Origin of the sequence: Nonlabens spongiae (genome assembly GCF_002117125.1) — a bacterium.
Classification (GTDB): Bacteria; Bacteroidota; Bacteroidia; order Flavobacteriales; family Flavobacteriaceae; genus Nonlabens; species Nonlabens spongiae.
Map to the genome: position 1 here is coordinate 489,210 of NZ_CP019344.1, position 25,011 is coordinate 514,220.

20 protein-coding genes and 1 pseudogene are annotated in these 25,011 nt (G+C 39.3%); 9 read left to right on the forward strand and 12 right to left on the reverse strand.

Annotated features, from left to right (window positions below; genetic code table 11):
* Positions 1 to 89: 89 nt before the first annotated feature.
* Positions 90 to 1,211, forward strand: a complete 1,122-nt coding sequence (locus BST97_RS02285; RefSeq protein ID WP_085768127.1) for a WD40/YVTN/BNR-like repeat-containing protein — start codon at positions 90 to 92, stop codon at positions 1,209 to 1,211.
* Positions 1,212 to 1,493: 282 nt separating this feature from the next.
* Positions 1,494 to 1,913 carry a nucleoside-diphosphate kinase gene (locus BST97_RS02290; protein ID WP_085765719.1) on the forward strand — a complete coding sequence of 140 codons (420 nt, stop codon included), beginning with the start codon at positions 1,494 to 1,496 and terminating at the stop codon, positions 1,911 to 1,913.
* A gap of 324 nt (positions 1,914 to 2,237) precedes the next feature.
* Here BST97_RS02290 and BST97_RS02295 read toward each other — a convergent pair whose 3' ends face one another.
* The 3 genes from BST97_RS02295 to BST97_RS02305 all read right to left on the reverse strand — a co-directional run bounded on the left by BST97_RS02295 (position 2,238) and on the right by BST97_RS02305 (position 5,095).
* Entirely contained in the window at positions 2,238 to 2,966 is a 729-nt protein-coding gene (locus tag BST97_RS02295; protein WP_085765720.1) for a hypothetical protein, read from the reverse strand.
* Positions 2,967 to 2,968: 2 nt separating this feature from the next.
* A complete protein-coding gene (locus tag BST97_RS02300; protein WP_085765721.1) occupies positions 2,969 to 3,898 on the reverse strand; it encodes a hypothetical protein in 930 nt (309 codons plus the stop codon).
* A 213-nt stretch (positions 3,899 to 4,111) separates the two neighbouring features.
* Positions 4,112 to 5,095: a hypothetical protein gene (locus BST97_RS02305; RefSeq protein WP_085765722.1), complete on the reverse strand. Its 984-nt coding sequence runs from the start codon at positions 5,093 to 5,095 to the stop codon at positions 4,112 to 4,114.
* A gap of 112 nt (positions 5,096 to 5,207) precedes the next feature.
* Between BST97_RS02305 and BST97_RS16040 the strand changes: the two are divergent.
* Positions 5,208 to 5,318: pseudogene (locus BST97_RS16040) on the forward strand (IS110 family transposase); the annotation flags it as partial.
* Positions 5,319 to 5,343: 25 nt separating this feature from the next.
* Here BST97_RS16040 and BST97_RS02310 read toward each other — a convergent pair.
* The 7 genes from BST97_RS02310 to BST97_RS02350 form a co-directional block, all read right to left on the reverse strand.
* Complete coding sequence (locus BST97_RS02310) at positions 5,344 to 7,323, reverse strand: NERD domain-containing protein/DEAD/DEAH box helicase (protein WP_085765723.1); 1,980 nt, start codon at positions 7,321 to 7,323, stop codon at positions 5,344 to 5,346.
* Positions 7,324 to 8,015: 692 nt separating this feature from the next.
* Complete coding sequence (locus BST97_RS02325) at positions 8,016 to 8,600, reverse strand: Maf family nucleotide pyrophosphatase (protein ID WP_085765726.1); 585 nt, start codon at positions 8,598 to 8,600, stop codon at positions 8,016 to 8,018.
* Between the two features lie 34 nt (positions 8,601 to 8,634).
* On the reverse strand, positions 8,635 to 8,937 hold the full coding sequence (locus BST97_RS02330) for a helix-turn-helix domain-containing protein (protein WP_085765727.1): 303 nt from the start codon (positions 8,935 to 8,937) through the stop codon (positions 8,635 to 8,637).
* Positions 8,924 to 9,265, reverse strand: a complete 342-nt coding sequence (locus tag BST97_RS02335) for a type II toxin-antitoxin system RelE/ParE family toxin (RefSeq protein WP_085765728.1) — start codon at positions 9,263 to 9,265, stop codon at positions 8,924 to 8,926. Before BST97_RS02335 ends, BST97_RS02330 begins: the two co-directional genes overlap by 14 nt.
* Before the next feature lie 64 nt (positions 9,266 to 9,329).
* Positions 9,330 to 10,250, reverse strand: a complete 921-nt coding sequence (locus tag BST97_RS02340) for a geranylgeranylglycerol-phosphate geranylgeranyltransferase (RefSeq protein WP_211277458.1) — start codon at positions 10,248 to 10,250, stop codon at positions 9,330 to 9,332.
* Positions 10,251 to 10,271: 21 nt separating this feature from the next.
* Positions 10,272 to 10,574, reverse strand: coding sequence for a DUF3817 domain-containing protein (locus BST97_RS02345; protein WP_085765730.1), 303 nt, complete (start codon positions 10,572 to 10,574; stop codon positions 10,272 to 10,274).
* The gene (locus BST97_RS02350; protein ID WP_157111391.1) at positions 10,567 to 11,493 is read right to left on the reverse strand and encodes a mechanosensitive ion channel family protein; all 927 of its coding nucleotides are present in this window, start codon (positions 11,491 to 11,493) and stop codon (positions 10,567 to 10,569) included. Before BST97_RS02350 ends, BST97_RS02345 begins: the two co-directional genes overlap by 8 nt.
* 99 nt (positions 11,494 to 11,592) lie before the next feature.
* On the opposite strand from BST97_RS02350, the gene BST97_RS02355 reads away from it, so the two are divergent.
* The 3 genes from BST97_RS02355 to BST97_RS02365 all read left to right on the forward strand — a co-directional run bounded on the left by BST97_RS02355 (position 11,593) and on the right by BST97_RS02365 (position 16,087).
* Positions 11,593 to 12,837 carry a protoporphyrinogen/coproporphyrinogen oxidase gene (locus BST97_RS02355; RefSeq protein ID WP_085765732.1) on the forward strand — a complete coding sequence of 415 codons (1,245 nt, stop codon included), beginning with the start codon at positions 11,593 to 11,595 and terminating at the stop codon, positions 12,835 to 12,837.
* A 69-nt stretch (positions 12,838 to 12,906) separates the two neighbouring features.
* Complete coding sequence (locus BST97_RS02360) at positions 12,907 to 15,345, forward strand: zinc-dependent metalloprotease (protein ID WP_085765733.1); 2,439 nt, start codon at positions 12,907 to 12,909, stop codon at positions 15,343 to 15,345.
* Between the two features lie 7 nt (positions 15,346 to 15,352).
* On the forward strand, positions 15,353 to 16,087 hold the full coding sequence (locus tag BST97_RS02365; RefSeq protein ID WP_085765734.1) for a hypothetical protein: 735 nt from the start codon (positions 15,353 to 15,355) through the stop codon (positions 16,085 to 16,087).
* A gap of 53 nt (positions 16,088 to 16,140) precedes the next feature.
* On the opposite strand, the gene BST97_RS02370 is transcribed toward BST97_RS02365, so the two are convergent.
* Positions 16,141 to 17,394: an MFS transporter gene (locus BST97_RS02370; protein WP_157111392.1), complete on the reverse strand. Its 1,254-nt coding sequence runs from the start codon at positions 17,392 to 17,394 to the stop codon at positions 16,141 to 16,143.
* Positions 17,395 to 17,745: 351 nt separating this feature from the next.
* Between BST97_RS02370 and BST97_RS02375 the strand changes: the two genes are divergently transcribed.
* From BST97_RS02375 to BST97_RS02385, 3 genes are all read left to right on the forward strand, one after another.
* A complete protein-coding gene (locus BST97_RS02375) occupies positions 17,746 to 19,431 on the forward strand; it encodes an alpha-amylase family glycosyl hydrolase (protein WP_085765736.1) in 1,686 nt (561 codons plus the stop codon).
* 135 nt (positions 19,432 to 19,566) lie between these two features.
* Positions 19,567 to 20,940 carry a histidine--tRNA ligase gene (gene hisS / locus BST97_RS02380; protein ID WP_085765737.1) on the forward strand — a complete coding sequence of 458 codons (1,374 nt, stop codon included), beginning with the start codon at positions 19,567 to 19,569 and terminating at the stop codon, positions 20,938 to 20,940.
* A gap of 2 nt (positions 20,941 to 20,942) precedes the next feature.
* Entirely contained in the window at positions 20,943 to 21,947 is a 1,005-nt protein-coding gene (locus BST97_RS02385) for a LacI family DNA-binding transcriptional regulator (RefSeq protein ID WP_085765738.1), read from the forward strand.
* A gap of 1,229 nt (positions 21,948 to 23,176) precedes the next feature.
* Here the strand turns inward: BST97_RS02385 and BST97_RS02390 are convergent.
* Complete coding sequence (locus BST97_RS02390) at positions 23,177 to 24,964, reverse strand: FAD/NAD(P)-binding protein (protein ID WP_085765739.1); 1,788 nt, start codon at positions 24,962 to 24,964, stop codon at positions 23,177 to 23,179.
* Between the last annotated feature and the right edge of the window lie 47 nt (positions 24,965 to 25,011).

Consider the following 25,011-nt stretch of genomic DNA (forward strand, 5'->3'; position numbering starts at 1 on the left):
GCCTATACAAGAGGAATTGATTGTTTTGCTGGAATGATTATGTTAATATCGCTTTCGCGAAAGCGAAATACCATCAAACACCCACGATCATGAAAAGATTAAAAGAGATCAAAAATCATTTAGCAAACCAATTTTTCACCGTGCTGCTGTTAAGTTTAATCGTAAGCAGCTGCAAGCAAGAAGGCTCAAAAGCAGCGGTTGCTCAAGAACCTGAAATCAAAAAAAAAGAGAAAATAGACATCGCACTCAGAGCCGTGGAGGTGGATTCCATAAGCATAAGAGCGCTGGAATATGATGGAGTATACTGGTTTGCCGCCAGCAAAGGCCGCTACGGAATCATTGATGCTCAAAACGCAACAGTTTCTTTTATGGACTCGATTCAAGAGCCAAAAAATCTTGAGTTCCGTTCTATCGCAGTGGGAGAAGAGACTGTCTTTATTTTAAATGCCGGTGGTCCAGCTTACTTATTTGAAGCAAATGAGAACGACTACGTCCAGCTTTATACAGAACAGGGTGAAGGCGTTTTTTACGACAGCATGAAGTTTTGGGAGAACGGTGAGGGGATCATTTTTGGCGACCCGACAGCGCAAGATGATGTAAAATGCCTTTCTATATTAAAGACTACCGATTTTGGTAAAACCTGGAACAAAGTGTCATGTGACAAGTTACCAGAATTCATCGATGGCGAGGCGGGATTTGCTGCGAGCAATTCAAACATTTCCATCGTGGGGGATCAGGTCTGGATCGCAACCGGTGGTGCTGCGGCAAGAGTGTTGCACAGCCTCGATAGAGGCGCGACTTGGGAAGTACAGGAAACTCCTATAGTCGCAGGCGCGCAAATGACCGGGATATTTGCCATGGATTTCTATGACGAGAACGTGGGAGTGATCGTGGGTGGCGACTGGTCTGACAAAGAAAAAAACACGCAAAACCTAGCCATGACCCGTGATGGAGGAGCCTCTTGGGAACTTATTTCTGAAGGCTCAGGACCCGGATATTGCAGCGACATTCTTTTTATACCCAATACGGATGGTAAGGAGTTACTCGCTGTGGGAACACCCGGTATCTGGTGGAGTGGGGACCAAGGCGTGACTTGGAAACAAATTTCAGAAGAAGGTTTTTATACCGCTGCCATGGAAAGCAAGAACAAAGGCGTACTAACCGGTTATGCAAAAGCTGCTGTTTTTGAAATTTCTGAATCCAAAAATTAACCGCAAGCATATCCAAAGATCATTTTTAACGTTATATAACTTGGAAGTTTGTGAATATCACTGAGCCGAGTTTCTCAGCGTTTGGAATAGGAATTTTCAAAACTGAATCGAAGCCATGAATGGAAAACAAACATTTGATCGCTGGCAAGCATTATAACCATATCAGTCTTACATCTTATGTCATTGAGCAACGCGGTCTTATGTCCTTGCTCGATTTATAGAGCAAGTATTTGCCATCCTTAATATAAGGAGTACTTTTGCAGCGCATTTAAAAAAAGAAAAATGGTCACTAATAGAACATTTACAATGATCAAGCCTGATGCCGTAGAAGACGGACACACAGGTGCCATACTAGAAAAAATCACGGCAAGCGGTTTTAGAATTGTTGCTCTTAAGAAGACACAAATGACTACTGCAGATGCTGAAGAATTTTATGCGATCCACAAGGAGCGTCCATTTTTTGGAGAGCTTGTTGAGTTCATGACGCGCGGTCCTATCGTAGCGGCTGTTTTGGAAAAAGAAAACGCCGTTGCCGATTTCCGTACGTTGATCGGTTCCACAAACCCTGCTGAGGCTGCTGAAGGCACTATCAGAAAGCAATTTGCTAAAAGTGTAGGGGAGAACGCTGTACACGGTAGCGATAGCGATGAAAATGCTGCTATCGAGTCTGCATTTCATTTCTCAGGTCGCGAGATGTTTTAAATAACACCTCGATTAGATATAAGAAAAGCTCCTCTTTTGAGGGGCTTTTTTTGTACTGTAAAGAGTGAGGGCAAAACGGAGTGTCTCAGCCTTTGCTATTCAAATATCTCCAAACCGTAGGTAATTACTCAGAAATTTGTGGTTGAGCAGCAAACCAGCTTTGATTGCAGTATGCAACAAGCTACTGAAAAAAGCTTTTTCGGTTGATAGATCAGGATTACTTTAAAACCAAATTATTGTTGTGTAATCAGATGAAGAAGTAATAAAAGGAATTATTCACCTCAGTTCTTTGCTAGCAGTTGTGCTTTTCCCACTATTTTTATTTCAAGCAACCTTTTTTTGTGAGATTAGATATTTTTCAAGACTTGGTCTCACATTGTCTATATCTGACTTAGGTATTGGAAGTTCTATAAAGTATGTAGATGACAGTAGTTCAGAAGGTAGTATGCGCTTAAGCTCATTATTGGAATATAAATCTTCTACAGAAACTCCATTTTTATCGGCATAAATTTTAAGATACTTATTTATATAATCAAAAAGCCATTGTTCTACAGATTCGAGAGAGTCTTCATCCCAATCCTCAAGTTTAATATATTCTTCATTATTAAAAATGAATCCTCTAATTACTTTAATACAAAAACCCACACAAGTTGTAATATCGTGTTTAGCATTTAGGAGAAAGGACTGTTTTGTATTAGAATCATAATAAGAATCGTTAAAAACAAAACCGTATGCAGGTTTTACTCCTTTGTTTTTTAATTTTTGACAATGACCCAAGAATGAAACTACATCTTCTTCAACAATCACTTCCAATTTTTTTATGTATGTTGAGTCAAAAGAATCTAGAGTTTTAGTGATGTCTTCCAAATGTACTTTTACACCTGTGAAGTGGAAGTAATATATACTTTCGTCAAAAGAGATGATCAAACCTGAATGCTTACAAAATCCTTCATCAGTTATTTCACAACTGATAGCGACAAAATCAGTTTCAAATTCACAATTTTTGATAGTTACCAAATCGGCATTATCAAATAGTTCTAATTTATTTTCCATATCTAATATACTTTGCCAATTTTAGTTGATAATAATTCTTCAACTTGATTCAAGATATTGGAAAAATACTCGTCATTTTTAAATCCTTTAGAGATAACTAATATGGTTCTTAAGTACGTTGGTATTGCATATTCATTGAGAAAAAGTCTTATAAATTTTCTTGCTCCTGAATAATCTTCTCTGTCATAAAAATCTTCTAATTTGTCGCTTATGTAATGAAATGGTTCAGTACCATTTTTATTCTTTAATTCTAAAAAGAAATGTTTGAATTCCGAAAAATACTGTTCTGATTCGCCAGCATATATATCACAAAATTGATATTCCATACCGTGTTTTTTTGCCTTTACCCAAGTGGCTATTTTTATATCCTTATAAAGAAAGGAATTAACTTTTTGAGCCTCTTTTACAGAACATTGAATTGTTATAGATTCGTTATTTGAAATCAAATGAAAATTAGGTTTCTTTCCACCATTTAATTCTAAGTAGCCGTTAATAAACTGAACATTAAAATTATTTTCTATTTTTTCTCTTTTTCTTGTTTTTCTAAATTTGTGACTAAATAGAGGCTTTATACTTTTTTTATTGCCTGAATAAGAATTATAATAAATCTCCCAATCTTGAATATCTTCTACATTATTCCTAATTATATTCAACTGATTGACGTAGACATTTTCTCTAGACGGTTGAGATTGTGAAGCTTGGATAATTTTATTATATACTACTTTTAAATTTGTAGGTGTACCTATGAGTTTTTGTGCTGCACTACCTTTTTCTAACCCGATTTTTAAATTTAAATCTTTTTCGTGTTCAGCTATTAAGATTAATGCGTCTAGAATCTGCCTCAACGATTTAGAAGCCTTCAACGACATTTGATTTAGGTTTATATCATTGCCCTCAGAGTCTTTTTTGAGAACGATTTCTATGCTTTCCATTTATAGATTTTCAACATTTAAAAGTAACACAATTAAGTCAATAAAACAGTTAAGTTTTTCTTTTTTCGCATTACTGTTAATGGATTGCAGCTATGTGCATTTTCGTAAATTAGTAAAAACTCTCGCAAGTTCAAGACAAGCTAAAAATTCCGCAGGAAGTCTTAGGATTAGAAATAATAGCAATTGTTTTAGTTATTGTAACAAACAGTTTTATTAGTTGCGATTTCGGGAATTGTCAGGCGTAAACTTTTCATTCAATTCAAACATTTTCTTTCTGTACTCTAATTCTTTTTCATAAAGTTCTAAGCGGTTCTCCGAAGGTAAATTGAATTCAAATGGAACTTCAATGGATGAAAGAGCGGATATCATATTGTGACGATTGGTAACTTTACCAACGGTATTATAAAATCCAACTATTCTTGGTGTTATTTGGATGTCTTCTGCGTCAGAAGTGTAAACAAGAGCCCTTATTTGTGAGATTGACATCAAAGCATTTTGTATGGATGTAGGATTTATTTCACTAGGTAGAGGTAAACTAACCGATTTTCCACTAACGCCTAACGATTGAATAATCAGATTACCTTTCACTTTATCAGCTGAAAAACTTCCAGAGAGACCAAAAATTCCGCTTACGTTCATACCTAAGCTATCCGCCTCAAACGTCGCCATAAGTCTTAAGCCTATTCCAGCATATATCGGTATTGAATTTTTATCTTTTGATTGATTCGTTTCAATTTTCTCATCCTTACTCCAATTATCTGTCTCAAAGTAAAGGAAGGTCTTGTCAGAAATCGAATCAGTTTCACGAATTATAGTCTTTGGAATTGTCTTGTATTTTATCCAATCCATAATAACGGTATACTTCCTGCCTTTTATTGTACCACCTATTGGTCCAAATGAAATCGTTCCATCCAAATTATGTATGCCTGTAGCAACTAAAATAGATTCATCTGGAAGTGCCTTTAAATAGTCTTCATTTGCTGGTGTAAAATGAGAATCGTAGTCTTTAATCAATAGTGGCATAGGGTCAATCGGAACATATCCAAAGCTCTCAATATTATCGTTGTATTTCTCCTTGTTCCTTTCTTCAGCCCATACTTCATCGCTATTGATTGGAACTCGTTCAAGACTCTTTGGTAAACAAGATGTTATTGTAATTATTATAAGAAGTAACAAAATTTGTAATAGTAATTTCATATTGTTTTGGTTAAACTGTTTGAATCAGTTAGCGGTCTAACATAGTGGCATCTTAAACTTATGATTTCAAATATACCTAAACCTTGGATAATTAAACAGAAATTTGTGGATGAGCAAGAAACTGGCGTTGATTGCAGTATGCAACAAGCTAATGAAACAATCTTTTTCAATAGTGAGATCAGGATTACCATACGACCCGAATCATTGTAGTGTGATCAAATAAAAAAGGTGCTAAAAAGAGTTGTTTTTTACCTCAGTTCTTTGTTAGCTGCTGGGTTTTCTATTTTTTCTACAAATTGCAATTCATCCATAAATGTGGATAGTTCATTGTCGTCAATGTCTAAAATTACAAGATTATTCATACACCTTGTAAATCCAGTATATACAAGTTCTTTGTATGTAGTTTCAAGTGTGTCTTTTTGAACTATCAGAAATAACGTTTTTATTTCCCATCCTTTATAACTATGTACAGTCGAGAATTTAGTAACACCTGAATTCATCCAAAAATGAAGTTTTTTGTTCTTTCTAATTTTATCTAATTCCTTGTAAAACTTTTTGGTCTGTCCATATTTTTCTTTTAAATGGTCATAAAATTCTTTCGTTTCAGCCATTATATAAGACCTCTCATTTGTTGCTTTTCTAAAATGGAAATCAATTTCTCTTATAGTTTCTATGGATAAAGAAAGGACACAAACATCATTTGGGTGACTTTCTAATTTCGTTGAATATGAACTTATGAAATCAGCTAAGACTTTAAAGTCAAGTGTTCCGAAATACTTATAGTGAACCTTATCAAAAAGAGCTGATTGAAAATCTATATTTTCAAATTCATCAGGAATATGCCTTTCTGCTAAAAACTTTTTTTGAAAGTCAGACGCAAATGCTGTAATGATAGGTGTTAATCTGAATGATTGATTAAGTTCTGCCCACCTTCCTGGACTGTCAGGAATAACAAGAACTTTTTTACTTTCTACTAACGAAACTCGATTGTATATGTCTTGTTTACTATCTCCAAAAACAACAAATTCTCCATTTTCTGCTAAAAAACACTTTTTTATTAATCTTAACCAAACAGTCCTATAATCTTGAACTTCATCAATTAATATCGCAGAGTATTTTTCAATTCTGTTTTGGAAATCTTTAAATAAGTTAATATTCCCATAGTACTTATCATTAAAAAATTGTTCTTTTCGCCAATTTTCCCAATTGTCGAAATCTTCCGGAATGTCAAATTCAATTCCAAAATTATTCATCATTGAATTGAAAAAGTCGTGGTAATTCAAAATATGGAAATTCTCCCAATAAAAATCTTCTCTTACTCTACTAACTTTGTCGTGTATATAGTTTTTGAGAGAAATGTTGTATGTGAGAACTAATACTTTTTCGTTTGTTCTTATATGAGCATTTACAGCTCTTTTTGCAAGAACTAAGGTTTTTCCCGCACCTACAATTCCTTTTATTTTTTGCTCTCCTTGTTTACTTGTCGAAAGCTCTAATTGTTTTTTAGTGTATTTAAAGTTTCTTCCATCATCAAGTGAATGAAAGGAAGGTTTCAAATACCTTTTAAAACTGTCATATAACTCGCTTGAGAAATTAAATGATTGACGACTAATCCATTTTCGATATAGTAGGTCTTTTAGGTCTTTTGAATTTAGATTATTCTTGCCTATCAATTCAATATTCTTATTTAAAAAAGTTAGATAACTTTCTTCCGACTTTTTTAATCTATCATATGCATCTTTCTGTGCTTTTTTATCGTTAAGAAACTCTCTTTGTTGTTCAAATGGTGATAATAAAAATTCTCTTACATCGTTTTCATTTTCTTTATAGAAGAATATTGCACAATTGACGATATACCAATATCTATAATCTCGCAATTTTAGTTCTAAAAGATTTTGAATATGCAAGTCATACATATTTTCTTTGTATTTCAGAACTTGAGAAATTGGCGATTTTATTAAAGCATTATTGTAGTTTACAAACCACCTTTTTCGATAGTCGAGGTGGTAGCTATTAAGGTCCCAATCTTTTACTTCGATAATGAGAACTCCACCGCCTTTTCGCATTAGGATTATGTCTGGGCAATCTCCGTTTAAAAACGGTTGAAAATAAATTTCATATTCATCATTGAGATTTTCAAGAAGAAAGTCAATCATTTTAAATTCCCCTTCAGTTGGTGGAACTCTCAAGTTTTTTATCGTTTCATATTTTGGATAAAGGATTGCCATTCGTTGGTTTTACCTTGCAGCTAACATGTTATACCACCATAAAAATAGCATTTTATGAAGACTAGATTCCTAATAACCGCATATTTGTGTACATCTATTTAAAGATAACTAGTGATCAAACAAATAACTGACATTTTGTTTTCGACTCAAATCTCAGCTCGCGAGATGTTTAAAATTACTTATCAATTAGATTTTTGAAAAGCTCCTTAGTTTGAGGGGCTTTTTTTGTACCTACTTTTTATGAATTCGGAAACTAGATGGATAACAAAGAACGTCACCGTAAAATAGAACCACTCGCCCCATAGACTTTCAAAAACAAAAAAGTCAAAAATTTGAAAATGAGATAAGGCAAAGAGTACTCCCACGAGAGCGGCTGCTAGGATCATACAGGCTACAAACGCGCCCAACAAATTTTTTGAATTAAATGCTGACATGATGGGATGAGTTTTATAACCCGAAAAGTATCAAAAAAATCAATTTTCCTTTTTTCCTTTTGCACCTCTTGAAATCAAAATTGTAGTGACGAGAAAAATAATTACAAAAAAAATGAATTGCTTGGTGAATTTCCACAGAGTCAAATGCTGCCATTGAAAAGACACATCTGAAAGACTAAAGAGTAGGCTGAAAATAAATGTAAAAGCCAGTGCAGACAGCAAGAATTTTATATTCCAGAGGTTTTTCATTAAATAACTTTAAATGATCATCTCCCTCAAAAACCCATACACCTTCGGCAAAGGCAATCCCATCACGTTATAATAACAGCCGTTGATGGAAGTTACTTTTGCAAAGCCTAGCCAGTCTTGAATGCCGTATCCACCAGCTCGGTCAAACGGTTGGTACTTATCAATGTAATAATCAATCTCCTCATCATTGAGCTCACCAAAAGTCACCTCAGTGGTGTCATTGATCACCTTTTGATCGTCAATGGTGGTAAAACAAACTGAGGTATGAACCTTATGCTTGCGACCGCTAAGCTGACGCAACATTTTGCGAGCTTCGTCTTTGGTCTTTGGTTTTTCAAGCGCTCGGTCATCCAGCCAGACTATGGTATCGCTGGTGATTAAAAAATCGTTTTCAGCCAGATCAGTAAAAGCTTTCGCCTTGAGCGTAGAAAGGAAATCAGTTATTTGAGTTCCTTGCAGCTGATCATTATAGACTTCATTTACGAGTCGGGTTTCAATGACGAATTCTATGTCAAGACCTCGCAATAATTCTTGTCTTCTGGGAGACTGTGAGGCAAGGATAATGTTGTGGTTCTTGAGTTTGTCTTGGAGCATTTCAGATTCAATAAAACGGATGAGAGATGATCGCCTAAAGGCGAATTGAGATTTCTAAATGAGCCCCCAGTCCTTCGTTGATAATTCTTTGTAAAGTTGAAAATCGAATATCCTTTAAATTTCTCTCCAATCTTGAGATATATGATTTGTTTGTCCCAGCAAGTTCAGCCAACTGTTCTTGAGTTAATCCTTTCTCCTCTCTAGCTTTTTGAATAAGGATACCGAGTTTGAAAGCATCGTATTCAGATTCAAATTCTTCCCGTGTTTCTGTCCCCCTTTTACCTATTTTATCATCAATAAATTGATCTAAGCTTTTAAGGTTTTTATTCTTTTCCATCGTAATATTCTTTTTTGATGTTTTCTGCTCTTTCTATTTCCTGTTTAGGTGTTTTTTGGGTTTTCTTTTGAAAACCATGACCTATAACAACAATATTCTCTCGATCAAAAAAGCAGAATATTCTGAATATATTACTGCTTACTTGAACTCTGATCTCATAGAGACCCGTCGAATTTTTGATGAATTTCAAGTAATTCTCAGGTATTCTATCCAGATCTTCCAGGATTTTCAAAGTCCAGATAATTTTCTTTTGAACTTTTTCTGGCTGGGAATCATAAAACTCCTCAAAATAGGTTTTAAAAAAGAACAGTTTTCTTCTACCGGTCATAATGTAAAATTACAATAAGTTGTCCAATTGAGCAACTTGATAAGCTCTCAATTTCTGTTAGCACCTAAAAATCAGAAAAGCTATCTGCTTGATAGAAAAACATGAACAAAACCCCCAGCAGCATCGTGATTTTCATAATAAGGGAAAGCTTGTGAAATTTGGCAGGGCTGTCTGCAGCCCACAATTGGATTCCCACGATACTCAACGGCGCCATCAGTAAAAATATCCAGTACAGTAAGGTCACCTGATCGGCAGCAAAATAAACGACTGCTAGATAACCCATGACTACCACCGTAAGCATTATCAAAACGCTGGTCAACCGAGCTGCTCGTTGTCTTCCTAAAACCAGCGCCATAGAATTGCGACCACCCAATCGATCGCCATTCACATCTTCACAATCCTTGATCCACTCGCGGTACAGATTGATTAAAAAAGCTCCGAAACTAAAATAAAGAATGGGCTTCATCACCGCGGCAAGTTGGGCAGGGGAGTGCATCTCGGCGATGGGATAAAACTCAAATACACCTACAATCAGCACCGATAGACCTACCAACAAAGAGATCAATATATTACCTACTAACAAAATAGACTTGAGCGTGGTAGCGTAGGAGTAGAGGGTAAAACTCACGATAATAAAAACACTCGCAAGTATAGGTTTATCGATGGCGTTTGCAACAATAAATCCCATCACTACGGCTGTGATGGTGAGTGCCATATAAATACTGAAAGCACTTTTATAAGTCATCTTTTTACCTACGATGACCTTATCAGGCTTATTGATTTTGTCAACCGCTATATCTTGAATATCGTTGATAACATTGCCGCTAGCCGTTAAAAGTGCCGTGGAAAGAATCAGCAATACCAGCTCCCAAGTTTCCATGGCCAGCAACAATCCAGATGGCTCGATCAAGGCTTGATATACCACAACTTGCGCTACGATGGTCATTAAAACATTAGGCCAGCGGATGAGTTTGAGGAAGGTCAAAATACGGTTGGATTAAATGTATTAGGCTAATGTATTTGTCTTTTCTAACTCCGGCTCCAGATACTCGCGCTCCATCCAGAAAGTTCCAAAGGGTACCACAGACATCGCCAATGAAATCAACATCTTTTTAAAATTCCACTTGAGCAATTGGGCTACCAGAATGGCAACTACCACATAAGCAAGAAATAAAACACCATGCGCCATTCCCATGATTTTATTGGGAAGTAATAGACCTCCCAGATACTTTAACGGCATGGTGATAAAAAGCACTACCAGAAAAGAATAACCCTCGATTATCGCGAGATACTTGAAGAATTTAACCATTAGTCGTCTCTTGTTTATTATTGAGAGACAAAGGTAGTTCAGAATCGCCTCTTCCGTAGAGTTTGATCTCTTGGATATCGGCAGGTAGGTAGAATCCTGCATCCATAAGCGCATATTTTACGCGACCTATAACGCGTCCTTTGGTAATATTAGCAATACGTCCAAAATCCTTAGTGTCGACCCAGAAAAACACACGCAGATTCACGGTACTGGTGGCGAGTTCGTCTTCGATTACATAGTTCACGTGTTCAGCATCTTGAATGACGGCGGCATCAGCGTTTAGGGTGTCTAAGATTACTTGTTTGGCTTGATCCAGATCATCATCATAATCTACGCCCACCACAAAATCCCAGCGGAAGAATCCGTCTTCCGTATAGTTGGTTACAGGTTGTGTAATGACGTCAGCATTAGGAATATATACGTCTTTACCGTCAAAGGTTTTAATTTTGGTATGACGGAATTCCAGCGCCTTGATTCTTCCAAAATTATCACCTATCTCTACCGTATCATTGACGTTGAACGGTCTATTAAAACTCAAAATGACGCCGGCAATAAAGTTCTGTCCTATATCCTTAAAGGCAAAACCCAGAACAACAGCTCCAGCACCTGCTGTGGCGAGGATTCCCGCACTTATATCGCCCAAACCGGCGGCTCTCAGTGCAATCATGATAAAGACGATAATCCCCACAAAACGTATGGCCTTTCCCAAAAATCGGCTCATGAGAGGATCTTTAGTACTGCTGCGCACGCGAGCTGTGGTAAATCGGCCTAAAGCTCCAGCGATGAGAACTCCCAAAATAATGATCGCCAGACCCAGCCCCAGTCTGGGTAGGAACTCGATAAAGTTGTAATAGAAATTGGTGAGTGCATCTGTGAATTCAGTTGCTACAGATTTGGTGGTGTCGTTTTGTAAGCTCATCGCCATCATTTTTTTAAAAATAGAATCGAGCTACAAAAGAATTGTTAACCTTAGAAAAACTCTAACAGCTTTCAGCCGGCTGACCCTACATTTGTTAAGATGAAAAACGAGAAAACCATTCATATCATAGGCGCTGGCGTCAGCGGCCTCGCAGCAGCAATTACTTTAAATAGAGCAGGTTATAAGGCCACGGTTTTAGAATCCAGTGATCAGGTGGGCGGCAGGCTCAAAACCGACCATGTTGACGGTCAAATTTTCGATCACGGTTTTCAGGTTTTGCTGGAATCCTATCCAGCGGTGGATGAATTTCTCAGCCTGCAACAGCTGGACGTTACGCGCTTCAGCCCAGGAAGTTACATTTTTAATGAGGGTAAGAAATCTAAGTTGGGCGACGCATCTCGAGACCGCAGTTTTCTCATGCCCACGGTACTCTCAGGAGTAGGATCGTTGAAGGATAAGTGGAAAGTGTTCTCGCTTTCGCGAAAGCTAAAACAAAAAAGTCTCCAAGACATATTTGCGGCACCAGAAACAACGACACAGAAATACCTAGAGGACTACGGGTTCTCAACCAAGATCATCGAGCAGTTTTTTAGACCATTTTACGCTGGGATATTTTTAGAATCAGAGTTGTCTACGAGCAGCCGCATGTTTGAATTCATTTTCAAAATGTTTGCTGTGGGAGCGGCCACCTTGCCCAAAGGAGGAATCCAGAGCGTAGCGCAACAAATGTCAGAAGGATTGAGCGACGATCAACTGCGATTGAATGCTCAGGTACAAGAGGTAGTGGGAGAAACCATTACTTTGCAAGATGACTCCACCTTACAGTCAGATTTCACGATTATTGCGGCAGCCGCGGGAAATATTGTGCCTAATCTGCCAAAAGACGATATCAAGTGGAAAAAGACCACCAATGTGTATTTCAAAACAGATCACGATGGATTTGGTGAGCCTATTATAGGACTCGTGGCAAATAAACAATCTCTGATCAACAACTTCCATTTCATGCACGATGTTTATTCCGGTCATGAGAAGGTTTTGAGTGTAACCGTAGTGGGTGATCATGGTCTGGATGATGACCAACTGGCTTCAAGATTACGAGAAGAATTAAAGAAAGAGGTAGATATAAAGGTGGGTGAACCCTTAAAAGTTTATCACGTAAATAAAGCCTTGCCAGATTTAGAGTCCGTAAATTACAGCATGCCTGCCACAGAAACACAATTGACGGAAAACATTTATCTTGCCGGTGATATCTTGAGCAATGGCTCGTTAAACGCAGCTATTCTAAACGGAAAGGCTGCTGCACAAGCTGTTATTTCCAAAATTGAGGATGGAGTTTTGATGTAAGGGTAGTCTTGTTTGGATTTATAAAGATGGAGTTCCTTTCTTATCTTTAAGCCCAAACAAAAAATCTATATGAAAATTAACCGAATTATGCCGCTGTATTTTGCAGCGTCCCTTGTTTTGGCTGGGTGTAAATCCAGTGAAAAAGTTGCAGCTCAGTCAAAAGCCAATTCAGAAGCACCCGCAAAGAAATCCAAGTTCAAACCTTATTCTAAAGTTATCACCAAAGACGCTGTAAGTGATGAAGGACTTTTCGACGTGCATCAAGTGGATGATAAGTACTACTATGAGATCCCTCACGATATGTTGCAAAAGGAAATGTTGTGGGTGAGTCGCATCTCTCAAATTCCTGCTAATCTAGGTGGAGGTTATCTCAACGCCGGTAGTAAAACCAATCAGCAAGTGGTTTCTTGGGAGCGTTTTCAGGACAAGATTTTACTTAAAGTCAAGTCTTACGATGAGGTTGCGCTGGATACGACCGCTGCGATCAATAATTCGGTTAAGGTAAACAACTATGAGCCTACATTGTATGCTTTTGAAATTGAAGCTTTTGATAAAGACTCAACGGCTTCCGTCATTGAAGTGACTAAATTTTTATCAGGAGATGTAAAAGCCATAGGGTTGCCTTCCTTTTTGCGCAGTCAGTATAAAGTGCGCAATCTGGATAACTCAAGGAGTTTTGTCAATAGTGTGAAGTCATTTCCAGAAAATGTAGAAGTAAAACAAGACCTGACTTACAATGCTGCAAATCCGCCGTCTAATAGTTCAGTCGGTTCTATAAGTCTGCAAATGAATCAGTCGATGATTCTTTTACCTGAAGAGCCCATGCAACCTAGATTGTATGATCCACGAGTGGGCTTTTTTACGGTAAATCAAATTGACTATTCCAGCGATGCTCTGAAAGCCGATGAAAAGACCTACATCAGAAGATGGAGGCTCGAGCCTAAGGATCCAGAAGCTTACGCCAGGGGTGAGTTGGTCGAGCCGGTTAAGCCAATTGTTTATTACCTAGATCCTGGAACTCCAGAAAGTCTTCAGAAATATATCAAACAAGGAATTGAAGACTGGCAAAAGCCATTTGAAACAGCAGGTTTCAAAAACGCAATCATCGCAAAAGATGCACCTACTCAAGAAGAAGATCCAGAATTCAGCCCTGAGGATATACGCTACAGTGTTGTGCGGTACGTGGCAAGTACCACTCGGAACGCTGTAGGGCCTAGTGTCAGTGATCCTAGAAGTGGTGAAATCATTGAAAGTGATATCATCTGGTACCACAACCACTTAAGATCTTACAGAAATAGGTATCTCTTGGAAACAGGAGCTGCAAATCCGAACGCTAGAACTTTAGACACAAATCCTGAAGAAATAGGGGAGATGATGCGTCAGGTGATTGCGCACGAGGTAGGTCATGCCTTAGGATTTCCTCACAACATGGCGGCGAGTTATGCCTATGATGTAGAGGATTATCGCGATGGTGATTTTACCCAAGAAAACGGAATCGCTGCGAGTTTGATGGACTACGCCCGTTACAATTATATTGCTCAGCCAGGCGATGAGAACATTCGCTTCGTGCGTCAAATGGGACCTTACGATCATTATGCCGTGAACTGGGGTTACCGAGTTATTCCAGATGCCGATTCGCCTCAAGAAGAAATAGCTACACTCAACAAGTGGATTGAAGATAAAGCTGATGACCCTAAATACAAATTTGGTCGTCAGAGCAGCCGTTTTGATCCACAATCACAGACGGAGGCTATCGGTGACAATTCCGTTGAGGCAAGCACTTACGGAATGAAAAACCTTAAGATCGTTGCTAAAAACTTACCAGAATGGACTTCTGACAAAACAGAAGATTACGATGATTTGAGTGAACTTTATGGTGAATTGCTAGGTGTGTGGTCTAGATATGCAGGTCATGTGGTGACTAATGTAGGTGGTGTCAACGAAAACTTGAAGAAACCATCACAAGATGGATCTGTTTACAGCAATGTAGATAAATCCTATCAAAAAGAATCCATGAAGTGGATCGAGGAAAATGTTTTTGACACTCCTGAGTGGCTCATTGATCAGAAGATTGTGAGGAACATCAGTCCAGACGGGTATTTTGATCGCATAAGATCTTTGCAGGTACGTCATTTGAATAGTTTGCTCAGTTTTGATCGTATAGGGAGATTGATCAATGCAGAGACTGTCGAAGACGATTATTACTCGGCAATTGACATGTTTAAGGATACGCGTCAGGCGCTATTTGGTAGTAGAAATTTAGATATATATAAGCGAAATCTTCAAAGAGCCTATGTAGAACGCATGGAATACCTGATGACTGAAGAATCTCGTCGAGCCGGTTACGATGTTTCCCAGAGTGATGTGAGAGCTTTGGTGAGAGGAGAGTTGGAATCCTTGCAATCTACTTTGAGATCTAGAGGCAATGCTGCAAGGTCTACCGTAGATCGATACCACTATAGAGATTTAGCATCTCGTGTGGATATGATTTTGAATCCGAGGGGTTAAATAGAGAATGAGTGATCCAATTTCTCATAGGGTTGAAATAGCAAGTACTTACCGTGACGACATTCTGAAAATATGGAATGATTTTAAGCAACTTGATATTTTTGATGAAGAGCATGTTTATCGAAAGTATCCCTTAGCTCCAGATTCAATCAAGAAACATCAATTGACGTTTATAGGTATTAATCCATCTTTTAATAAGAAGCATCAGGTTCATGAAGATGAAAAACCTATTTGGTTTTACCCAAATGATTTCAAAGTTGATGATAACTCAATTTCATATTTTAAGAAGTTTCAAGAAGTCGCAGATTACTGTGAAGCAGAATGGACACATTTGGACTTACTTTTTTTAAGAGAGACCAATCAAAAGTTGATTGAAAACTTGACCTATTCAAATATCGATTTCATACAAAAGCAATTAGATATCTCTTTTGAAATTTTAGAAAAGGCGAAGCCTAAGTTGATAGTTGTTGCAAACGCATATGCGTCTGAATTTTTTGGTAAAAAAAAGTTTAAACATTATGCGTTTGATAAAATTTGGCGAGGTCATGATTTTGTTTTCAACGACAACCCTAATAGTTCAAGAAGTAATTTCAATGAGGATATTGGAACATATGAAATTCAATTAAACGGCAAAAAGACACCGATTTTATTTTGCGGAATGCTTTCGGGTCAGCGAGCTCTTGACCTCGGTTCTTTCGAAAGATTGAAATGGCAAGTTAAAATGATTTTGCAGAAGCTATAATTTAAGAGTAAGTCTAATTTTACAATCCCAGCATCACTATATGCTGGGATTTTTTATGTCTGTTTTTTTAATCTCATGAAAAGCCAACTGGTTATCGCACCGATTATTGAGAAACCTGCAAGACTAGCAAAAACTAATTGAAACCCAACCAATCCAGGATAACCATCTAAAAAATAACCGATGAGCGGTCCCATAAAAACATCAGGTGTGTAGCCTAAGAGGGAAATGACTCCTACAGCTGTTCCCGTTACCGCTAGTGGAATGTTACCTTCTTGCACCGCAGCAAAGTATAGGGTGCGTATTGCGTAAACTCCTACGGCGGTTGAGATGATTGCGATTAAGAAAAAGATGAAATCTCCGTCTTGAACCCATCCCAAAGCAAATAGTAGTGCGCCGAGAAATGTTACAAGAAATCCGCTCAACATCATTCTCCCAGAGGTGAAACGATCTGCAAGCAAACCGGCTATCACTCCAATAAATATGCGTATCCCCAGCATATTAGCGCCTACTTTAGCTGCTTTCACTTCATTGTAGCCCATTATTTCATTGGCGTACAGAGAATAAACATCAGTGATTTTGTAACCCGAGTAACCACATAGAATGATGATCATTAAAAGATATACCGCAGGGATGCGTAAAACCTTTACGTAATTTTTTAGGGTGTCTAGAATCCTTTCAGAAGACTTAGAAACTTCTTTTTTTGGATTACTTACAAATAAGGCTGCAAGAACCGCAATGATAAGGATCACGATGGAGCAGAAATAAATTACTTGAGAAAAGGATTCTTTTCTGTCGGCAAGGTTCACATATTCAATCTGAGTACCAGAAAAATAGTAGAAAACTACGATTCCAGCTACTCCAAACAAATACGATACCGCACCACGTCCGCCATCGAGCAATCCAAAAGCCAAACCTTGTTTGTCGCTTCCGCCCCAAATACGTGTAGCTTTAACCATCGCCGCCCAGAACAGAAAAATCGTTGTAAATCCCCAGTAGCCGTAGAGTACCAGCAATTCTTCAAAACTGGGATAGCTCGCGAGGTAAAATCCGCCAGCGGCTGTGAGTACGAGAGCCGCAGCGATCAGGTATCGAGGTGCAAAACGGTCTGCCAGTCCACCTCCCAGCACGTAAGAAACCATCGCTACCAAACCGTAGATCGAGAAACATGCTCCCAACTCGGTGTTGCTCAACGCAAATACTTCCAGCACGGTAGGTCTAAAAATGCGCGTTAGTACAAAAGGTAAGATGAATACTGCCTCTCCGGCTAGGATCAGGAGTATTATTTGAAAGATGCGTTTGAGAATAATTGAAAGTTTTGAAAATAATTGTTGAGGTTACGTCCCGATAGCTATCGGGATCGCGAACCTGCCTGTCGTGCCTCTGGCAGGCAGGAGCGAGATAAAGGTAAAGTGTCTAAAGCTAAGGCTAATAATTAAAGTAGATAATATCTTAAGTTACAAATCCCAAATCCCAAATCCCAAATCCCAAATCCCAAATCCCAAATCTCAAATCTCAAATCTCAAATTCCAAGTTCCAAGCATCAAGCTCACGGCGCTCAGCACATCGCTACATCACTATAACGTTTGAGTAAATGGCAATTAGTAAAACGCGAGTTCTTTTTCAGGCTTGTTTATTTTTGAGATCAAATCACAATTCAAATGAGACTTTTTTCTTCACTATTAGTAATTCTTGCTGTTTTGACGGCTTGCAAGGATCAAGAAACCAAAGTAGCCGACCCGGAAATGACCGAAACCTCAGTAACTGAGCAAGCCTATTTTGACTGGGACGCGGCAAATGTCTATTTCATGCTAACCGACAGGTTTTACAATGGTGATACTACAAACGATACAATAGTCAAACGGGATCAGCCTACTGGTAAATTACGAGGCTTTGAAGGTGGAGATTTTGCAGGAGTGATCAAAAAGTTGGATGAGGGATATTTCACAGACTTAGGTGTCAATGCTATATGGATGACTCCTATCTACGAGCAGATTCACGGTGGCGTAGATGAGGGGACTGGCTATAGTTATGGTTTTCATGGCTATTGGGCTAAAGACTGGACTGCAGTTGAGCCGAGTTTGGGAACGCTTGAAGAGTATAAAACGCTGGTAAAGAAGGCGCATGATCAGGGAATAAGAGTCCTAATGGATGTGGTGATCAATCATACCGGTCCGGTGACGCCCATTGATTCCGTTTGGCCAGAAGACTGGGTGAGAACAGGTCCCGGCTGTAGCTATCAAAATCAAGAAACGGCGGTCACTTGTACGTTAACCAACAATTTACCAGACATAAGAACTGAGAGTCAAGAAGAGGTTGATTTACCGCCACAGCTCGTGGAGAAATGGAAGAAAGAAGGTCGTTACGAGCAAGAGGTAAAAGAATTAGATGCCTTCTTTGAAAAATCAGGACTTAAAAGAACTCCTGCAAATTATGTGATCAAGTGGGTGTCAGATTATGCAAGAGAAACGGGAGTCGATGGTTTTAGAGTGGATACCGTGAAACATGTCGAGGAAGATGTGTGGCATACCATGATCGAGCAGGCTAGAATTGCTTATAATGATTACAAAGAAGCTCATCAAGACGAATTAATTCACGATGATGAATTTTTTGTCTTGGGTGAGTTATACGGATATTCCATAGATAATGGCCGCGCTTATGATTTTGGAGATACAACAGTGGATTACTTTAATTACGGGTATGATGCGATGATCAATTTCGGTTTGAAATGGCAGGCAAGCATGCCCTATAAGGATCTATTTGAAAAATATGATTCATTAAGAGATAGCTTAATTGCAGAAAATCCAGAAGATCCAGCATCTTTCATGAATTACATCAGTTCGCATGACGACGGATCACCTTTTGATCCTGAGCGTAAAAAAGCGATTGAAGCAGGTACAAAACTGCTCCTGACCACTGGAATTTCACAGATTTATTATGGAGACGAGACTGCTCGTAGCCTTATGGTGGAAGGTACTCAAGGAGATGCCACTTTAAGGTCCAACATGAATTGGGATGCTGGTGATCAAGAAGTTTTAAAACATTATCAAAAGCTTGGTAATTTTAGAATCAACCATCCAGCAGTAGGAGCAGGTGAGCATAAGACAATTCCTCATAAAGGTGAAGGAACTCTTGCCGTGCGCACTTACGACAAGAATGGCGTTCAGGATATGGTTCTTTTAGGCGCTGGATTACCTGATGGAAAAATAGAGATCAAGGTTTCCGAGCATTTTCCCGATGCTGATAAGTTGAGAAATGCGTATACCGATTCAGAACTGAGCGTTGAAAACGGTATTGTTAAAACGCAGGTAAAGAATGGAGTGGTTTTACTCGAGCGGTTAGATTGACATTACTTCTCTAGAGTCAACCTGAATTATTTTTTGACGAGACCTCTTGGGTTTTAAAACTCAAGAGGTCTATTCTTTTTAGACGCTGCTGCATTCCAGAAGCATCCTTTTTATATTTGCACCAACTAGAAAATTATGGCACAAAAACCTTCTATTCCCAAAGGAACGAGAGATTTTAGTCCGCTGGAAGTTCAGCGCAGGCAGTACATCATGAATATCATACGCAAACATTTTGAGTTGTTCGGGTTCATGCCTATAGAGACGCCTAGCTTTGAAAATTACGGTACGCTCATGGGAAAATATGGGGATGAAGGAGATCGATTGATTTTCAAAATTCTCAATAGCGGTGAATACTTAAAAAAAGCAGATCCTAAGGTCTTAGAAGATAAGAATGAGCAAAAATTAACCCCATCCATTTCAGAAAAGGCGCTTAAATATGATCTCACTGTGCCTTTTGCACGTTATGTGGTGCAACACCAGAACGAGATCAACTTCCCGTTCAAGCGTTACCAGATGCAGAATGTTTATCGTGCTGATCGACCTCAAAAGGGCAGGTTCAGAGAATTTACTCAGTGCGATGCAGATGTTGTGGGTAGTGATTCCCTTTTACAAGAGGTGGAACTCATCCAGTTGTACGATAATGTCTTCAACGATCTAGGGATTCAAGGCGCGACCATCAAGATCAATAACCGTAAGATATTGGCTGGAATCGCTCAAATGATCGGTGCCAGCGATAAATTGATCGACTTTACGGTAGCGCTGGACAAGCTGGACAAAATTGGCCAGGAGAAGGTTAAGCAAGAAATGCTCGAGAAGGGAATTAGTAATGATGCTGTTGAGGCATTGACTCCTATTTTCAGTCTTTCAGGAAGTTATGATGATAAACTCGCCACCATGAAAGAGTTGCTCAAGGATTCTGCTGAAGGCTTAAAAGGCATTGAGGAGCTTGAATTTATTCAAAATCTTTTAAAAGATTATAATTTTAAAAGTGTGACCCTGGATCTGGACATCACGCTGGCGAGGGGATTGAATTACTACACGGGTTGTATTTTTGAAGTAGCTGCCCCTCAGGGAGTTAAAATGGGAAGCATCGCTGCCGGCGGTCGCTACGATGATCTTACGGGCATTTTCGGTCTCAAAGACGTGAGCGGCGTGGGTATCAGCTTTGGTCTGGATCGGATCTATCTCGTTATGGAGCAGTTGGAACTTTTTCCTGATACGGTGCGCGCCGGTGTAGACGTTTTGTTTATAAATTTTGGGGAGCGTGAAGCTGCCTACTGTGTGGGATGGTTGTCTCGCTTTCGCGAAAGCGGAATAAAAACAGAGCTCTACCCAGAATCTGCCAAAATGAAAAAGCAAATGACCTATGCAGATCGTAATGAGATTCCTTATGTAATCCTGGCGGGTGAGAACGAGATCGCTGATGGAAAATTGAACCTCAAGAATATGCGTACGGGCGAGCAGCAACAACTGACACCCGAAGACATTATCACAAAACTGACGGATTAAAGATGAAGAAAAACCGTGTAACGCTTAAAAATCTTGCTCAGCAGCTGGGACTTTCTATTTCTACGATTTCCAAGGCGCTCAATAATAGCCCAGAAATCAGTGAGGAAACCAAAAAGAAAGTGCTGGACAAAGCTGATGAGCTGGGGTATAAAAGCAACGCGGGAATAGAATATGGTCATAAAACGATTGCAGTTTTATTGCCGGATATCAAAAATGATTTTTTTGCTCAAGTGCTTACAGGTCTGGAAGGCGTGGCCTCTGAGGAGGGTTTTAAAATAATCACTTGTCTAACGAATGAATCTTACAAAAAGGAGGTAGATTACCTCACGACTTTATCAAAGGAAACGATAGACGGATTCATCATCGCAGCGGCACAAGAAACCCAGAAGCTGGAACAATACGATCATTTTCAGGACATTATCGATTCCGATATTCCGCTGGTGATGTTTGACCGTGTCATCGATCAAATGGAGTGTGATAAAATCGTAATAGACGATTATCAATCTGGAGCACGTGCGGTAGATGCGCTCATAGACAGCGGTGATCGCAATATTTGTATGGTGAGTCTTACCAGCACTTTGAGCGTGTCTAGATTAAGGGAACAAGGCATACGCAATCAAATGGCGCGATATGATGATGCGATTTTCAATGTCATCACATGTGAAGATGAGCAAACTTTTCAAGATAGAGTAGGAGATGCACTCAATTATGATGGGGTGCAAAGCATTATTGCTCTTGACCAGATTTCTGGAAAACTCGCGCTGAATAAAGGGATGGAATTAGGTAAACGAGTACCCGAAGAACTCCAGATCATCAGCTATTCAGATGGTATTTTGAGTAATTACTCGCGACCCAAGATCTCGGTAATGGATCAGCACGCTGAGGAACTCGGGAAGAAAACGTTCATACGCATGCAAAACCTAATCAATAACAAAGATGAGGTTAAAGTCACCCGAATTCATACTTTAAGGACTTCGCTAATTAGGAGGGAGACGACGAGGAATTAGTTTTCTGTTATTAGTTGATGGTTATTAGTTGACAAATGTTGGTTGCTAGTTGCTAGTTGTATATTATTCGAATTCGAGTGCGCTTCTACCGGCTCAGCGTGACACTTAGATTCTCAGAATTTATTCAAAAATTATTGTCACTCTGAACCCGACCTTAGGAGGGATTCAGAGTCTCATTAAGAATGTCTCGATCTTTAAATGCATTTTTAGAACACCCCAAACCCCCTCGGAGGGGGGCTTTTTGGTCTGTATCCAAAATCTTATTGTCACTCTGAAACCGACTTTAGGAGGGATTCAGAGTCTCATTAAAATGTCTCGATCTTTAAATGCATTTTAGAACACCCCAACCCCCTCAGAGGAGTCTTGCTTATTTCGAGTGCCTCAGCTCTTAGATCTGACGGTAAAGCGAGCCCTGAGGTTCTCGAAGGGCGACTATAATGAATTGATAAGCCCCAATTTGATTTTCAAAAGGTTCTCGATACTCGTGAAAACTTCCAAACGTCGGTGTTCACGAACTTGAACTAACTTGTTTTTTCAAATAGGAGCCTCGAGTACCTCAGCCCTCAAATCTGACGCCAATTCGAGCCCTGAGGTTCTCGAAGGGTGACTGTAATGAGTTGACAAGCTCAGTTTGATTTTGCTAAAGGTTCTCGATACTCGTGAAAACCTCCTTAGGTCGGTGTTCACGAACTCGAACTGACATTAAATATTTTTCCTTCACTCAATACAAAGATCAACTGTCTAGGTTCTTAGGTCTCATAGCAAAAAATTTGTCACTCTGAACCCGACCTTAGGAGGGATTCAGAGTCTCATTAAAATGTCTCGATCTTTAAATGCATTTTAGAATACCCCCAAACCCCCTCAGAGGAGTCTTGCTTATTTCGAGTGCCTGAGCTCTCAAATCTGACGCCATTTCGAACCCTGAGGTTCTCGAAGGGCGACTATTATGAATCGATAAGCCCCAATTTGATTTTGCAAAAGGTTCTCGATACTCGTGAAGACCTCCTTAGGTCGGTGTTCACGAACTTGAACTAACTTGTTTTTTCAAATAGGAGCTTCGAGTGCCTCAGCTCTTAGATCTGACGGTAAAGCGAGCCCTGAGGTTCTCGAAGGGCGACTATTATGAATCGATAAGCCCCAATTTGATTTTGCAAAAGGTTCTCGACACTCGTGAAGACCTCCTTAGGTCGGCGTTCACGAGTTCGAACTGACATTTTTATTCTCAACTCTTACAAAGATTCTAACCAGCCTTTTATTTTTTCCTCATTAAAACATTCCAAGATCGCATCAACGCCATAAATACTCCCCTTGGTTAAACGGCTGAAGCTGTAAAGTCCTTCTACTCGTCGTTCATTTACGATGTGGGTGCAATCTTGATCTACGTGAAAGGCTAGCTTTTCTGATACTTGTTGCCCAAGATTCTTATTTAATAAATCGTTAGTGAGCAAATCACTGGTTTCTTTCACATCTGGTGAAGCCTGGATGGCGTCGATCAGAGCGTGTACGGTTGTGGACTTATCGCTAGAGACTATTTTGAAGCCATCAGCAATGAGCTTGATTTCTGGATCTGTGACGTAATCTAGGTTAAGGATACCGGCTTTTTCTAGCGCAAGCAGTTGCAACATACTCTCAACCGGCGGGCCATAGCTGTAACGTTTAGTTTGTTCATCTACTTTAATGAAATCATTCAGAAGATCTGGTCGGGTTTTGTAACTGAAAATATTATACAAATCAGGTTGTAGTTGTCGCCACATTTGTCCTACTGCAAAATCCAGACTGGGTGGCGTATCGCCCATTGCCATGCCGCAAGTGGTCTGAATGTACTCTGTGATGGGAAGTTCCTTGGATAAAATATGATCGTGAGACACATCTGGATCCTCCAGCCACGCTGCAATTATTTCTGTGCACCCTTTGTTATCTAGTGGCTGGTCACAAAAAGTAGTGTTCAGGCTCAGATACACTTGAGCCATCACATCTGCGAGGGGTTTCAACAGATCGCCTATTTCAGTATTTTTTTGATCTCGTAGATGTTTTAAAGTTTCAAACAGTGCCGACTGATCTGCTTCGGGTATGCTGAATGGATCATCGATATGTTTGCCCAGCGGTTTAGGGACTAACGGCAAACCATCGAGCGAGTAGGGGATGATGCTGATTTCACGATCTCCACCCACATATTTTAAATGGTAGCTTCCATCTAATTTTTCAAAATGACCTCCATCGTGCTCTAAAATCATGCGCACAACGTCAATCATGGAAAGTCCCAAGCCTTTAATTCCTATGGCTTTGGAAGGATCTTTTGAATTGCTGGTTGTTCTGGTGTTTTTTTGATCCAGCTCTGCTGATGAGGTGGAATTGCTGTTTGAGTTTTCTGCTTTCGCGAAAGCGTAAATATCCATAGCCTCCTGAGAATAACAGTTAGCACTAAAGTAGATCCCGTCCCGATTTGCGTGCTGTTTGAACTTTTTGTTCTCATCGCTCATCTCTGTAGGCAAGTGGCCCTGAGTCAACATGACTTTGTTTGAGAAATACTTTTTTTGTGGAGTGTACAGCAAAAAATCAGTATGATTTTTATCCAATCCTACCACGCGCTCCTGTATGATCTTGATAACTTCTAAATCCTTGAGGGACTCTATAAACTGAGTGCAACGTTGTGTCAGGTAAGCGCCCATGATCTTGCGGCGGTGGAAGGTGTCCTTTACATCACTCATATCGTGACCCATGACTTCTTGTAGCCATGATGTGTAACCCTGAAATTCAGGGATGGTCAGATTACCTAATTGCATGGCAGGTCGAGCAGGGAAGGACATGAGTGCCCGATCAGCAATGTTGATCCAGTTGGCATCGGGTTGATGAACGCTCCAGGCCTTACCTACGGCTAGTTCTTCATCTTTCTCAAAAATGAGCACCTTGGGGAGTTCTTCTATCTCCTTTTCAGAATGCTTTAAAAAATACTGTTCCAGCACGTAAAGCCCACGTGGTCCGAAACCGACAATAGCAAGATTAAAAGTGGTATCCATATCACAAAGTAAAACAAGACGACGGTAATGAAGGCACGTTTAAGGTT